Annotated in this window: 1 protein-coding gene; it reads left to right on the top strand. The window is 71.2% G+C overall.

What is annotated here, in order from left to right; genetic code table 11:
• The coding region (locus SB751_RS30705) for a nuclear transport factor 2 family protein (protein ID WP_410749114.1) at positions 1–271 on the top strand (271 nt) is incomplete at both ends.

Genomic DNA, 271 nt, shown 5'->3' with positions numbered 1-271 from the left:
CGATGCGGTGTGGGAAGGCATCGGCCCGCAGTACGCGCGGAAGTTCGGCCGCCTCGAAGGCACGGACGCGATCGTCGCGATGCTGCGCCGCTATCTGCCGCCCGAGCCGCATTTCGCGGCGAACCTGCACTTCCTGACGTCGGAGTCGATCGACGTCGGCGCCGATCTCGCGACCGCGCGCCGCCGCTGGATCATGCTGCACGCGTCGCGCCATGTGGACGGCACGGCCGAGCTGATCGCCGCGCGGCTGACCGTCGATTTCGCGCCGGCC

This window comes from Cupriavidus sp. SIMBA_020 (assembly GCF_046535395.1).
GTDB lineage: Bacteria > Pseudomonadota > Gammaproteobacteria > Burkholderiales > Burkholderiaceae > Cupriavidus > Cupriavidus campinensis.
Note: the sequence above shows the minus strand (reverse complement) of the source record. Positions and strands in the feature narration are given on the sequence as shown.